The sequence below is a fragment of the Lentisphaerota bacterium genome, from assembly GCA_016873675.1.
In the GTDB taxonomy this organism is placed as follows: domain Bacteria; phylum Verrucomicrobiota; class Kiritimatiellia; order RFP12; family JAAYNR01; genus VGWG01.
In genome coordinates, this window is sequence record VGWG01000190.1 from 1 (window position 1) to 2,954 (window position 2,954).

The 2,954-nt window shown below is 58.0% G+C and carries 2 protein-coding genes; both read left to right on the forward strand.

Going from position 1 to position 2,954, the window contains the following annotated elements:
* The first annotated feature begins 917 nt into the window (after positions 1–917).
* Positions 918–1,961, forward strand: coding sequence for a Fic family protein (locus tag FJ222_12515; protein MBM4165245.1), 1,044 nt, complete (start codon positions 918–920; stop codon positions 1,959–1,961).
* A 103-nt stretch (positions 1,962–2,064) separates the two neighbouring features.
* On the forward strand, positions 2,065–2,954 hold an 890-nt coding region (locus tag FJ222_12520; GenBank protein MBM4165246.1), incomplete at its 3' end, for a DUF488 domain-containing protein.

Here is a 2,954-nt window from a genome sequence, read left to right on the forward strand (position 1 = left end):
ATCGCCTCGAACTCAACCGAGCCATCAATCGTGCGGCAGTTCACAGAGAAGGTGGGTGTGATCAAAGGTGCTTTTGACGGAGGCCAGGTCACCATCCGCTCCAAGTTCATCCATCAGCGTCCCTTTGCGTTTTTTGTGGAGCCGCCCACCATTGAAGGGAAGGTCAAGACAGAGCTGGGCGACATCTTATTTGTTGTGAAGGAAAAAATCGGCCGTAAAGTAACGCGTCGGCGCATGGTCATTCTTCAAGTCAAGATTGCCGATGCCAATGGCAGATGCGCCATACCGCCACACCAGCACGCCTTCCAGCGTGACCTCTATAATATCGCGTTCCGTTTCGGCAACCGGTATTACGCTGACCTCTGGCATCCCATCATTTGGACCCATCTCTCCAAAACCGGACGGTTGATGGCGAATCTGGTTTTGCATCGAAAGAGTGTGTCTGAGCAGAAATCGCCTGATCCCGTGGTATTTCGTGCCGCACAGTTGGCTAGGTACAGAGATCATGACTTCCGGCGCACATGGTTTCCGAGCTTCTCTGATTCCTTCGCTGCCTTCTGCGCCTTCAAAGGGGAGTTGGGCGTTGCGGTGGCAGACCCGCTCGACACCATGCTCAAGATCATCTACAAGAGCGGCCCTGTGGACTGGAAGGCGGACCCGCCGGAAGAGTGGCAGGAGTATTTCAGCGAGAGCGATCAGGGAGGCTGGGGAATTGTCGAGATGACCATTGCGAAGGATGGCCCGAGCAAATGAGAATGAAGGAATCACGAAGGACCGGGTGGCGCGGCCGTGCCCGATGAGCGGCAGAGGGTGGGCGAGCGGGTCTTCGGCCGCATCAGCGGGCGGGACGCCCGCGCTCCCGTTTCTGGACGCGCCTTTTGCCAATATCCCATAAGCATGGGGAGATAGGACTGATTATGAAACTCACGAACTTCTTCACGGAATCGCCCCAGTGGCACGAGAGAATCGGCGGCATCCATGCCTTGCTTGAGCGGGTCAAGATGAGCGAGGAGCAATCCGGCGATGTGCTCCGTTTGCGAAAACTCAACCGGATCCTGTCGATTCACGCCTCAACCGCCATTGAGGGCAACAGGCTCACGGTCGAGCAGGTGACGGACGTGATCAACGGCAAACCGGTCTGGGGACCGGCAAAGGACATCACGGAGGTCCAGAATGCGTGGCAGGCTTACGATGAGATGGGCGGCTATTCTCCATGGCTTGTCCAAGACCTGCTGAGGGCGCACGCCTCCATGACTCAAACGCTGGTCGGCGAGTCCGGGCAATTCCGTTCCGTCGGCGTCGCTGTCGTTCGGGGTGACGGCGTTATCATGCACCGGGGCGCGCCGCCGAAAAAAGTGCCCGTTCTCGTCGAACAGCTTTTGCGATGGGGGGAGACCTCCGAGGCGCACCCGCTCATCAAAAGCTCCGCCGTCCATTACATGATCGAGCACATACACCCTTTCCGCGACGGCAACGGTAGAATCGGACGCCTCTGGCAAACGGTTATTCTCTCAAAATGGAATCCGCTTTTCGCCTGGATGCCCATCGAAACCCTTGTCCATTACAATCAGGCACTCTACTACAAAGCCCTTCAGGAGTCCCATCGCGACGGTGTGGACTGCCGCCCGTTCATCGATTTCATGCTCGATGCCATTGAGAACTCGCTCTACAAGTATGTTGACCTCGCCACCGAGACGCAGAAAACAAAAGACTCGATGCTGAAAAACGCCACTGGTGTCCCAATAAATGTCCCAATAAATGTCCCGATAAACCCACTGGCAGAGAAGGTCTGTATATTATTGCGGGCCAACCCGAAAGCTACCATCGAGAAACTCGCGCTCACGCTGGGTGTGACAGACCGGACAATCAAACGTGCTCTTAAATCTCTCCAGGAGGCCGGTATCATCAGGCGCGTCGGTGCACGAAAAACGGGCCACTGGGAAATGATACGCAGCCTGTAGAAAAAAAGAAGGGACGCTCAGACGGCGTCCCCATCTCCTTCGACACTGACATCCGAAACCGGAACGGTCGATGAGGGTTTAAGTTTCGCACACTCCGGGTCGGATGTCAAACCCCGTTGAACCCCGTGAATGCCGGTTCGCGCCGTTGCGACTGATGATTCCGCTCGCCCTTTCCGCTGTGATCGAATACACTGAAAGCATGCTTTTTGAACGACAACGTCTGTTGCTCGCCTTGGTGGCCGCGAACGGGGGAAAACTCAACCGAGTCGACCTCCAAAAGCTCCTTTTCCTTTATACCCAGACATGCGAGCAGGCACCCAGCTATGAGTTTGTCCCTTTCAAGAAGGGCGCCTATTCGTTCACTGCGGTTGCGGACAAGGCCAAGCTGACGCAGAAAGGGTTTCTGGCCGAAGGCGAGGATTGGCAACTGACCGAGTCCGGCGCAGGAGAGTCACGTACCCCTGCCGAGACGGCCCGCAAGGTTGATCTGTTTAGCGAACGCCGCCGGGGTCTGCGGGGCGACGCGCTGATCGCCAGCACGTACCGGTCGCACCCCTACTGGGCGACGCGCAGCCGTATCGCGGGCGATGTGCTGCAGGGCGATTCCGCGGCGCTGGCGGCGATTGCCCGGGCCAAGCCCGGACGGGCTGTGGCCGGGCTCGCCTCGATCGGCTATGAGGGGCGCAGTCTGGAAGGGTACCTCAACACGTTGCTGAAGGCCGGCGTCTCGGTCCTGTGCGATGTCCGCAAGAACCCCCTGAGCCGCAAGTTCGGGTTCTCCAAGAAGACGCTTTCGCATGCCTGCGCCGAACTGGACATCCGCTATGAGCACCTGCCGCAGTTGGGCATAGCGTCTGACGCCCGTAAGGATTTGAAAAGCCTGGCCGACTATCAGGCGCTGTTCAAGCAATACGAGCAGACGGTTCTGGCAAATGAGCCGGATGCGGTGAGTCAGATCGCCGCCTGGGTCGCGGGCGGCGCGTGTGTAGCCCT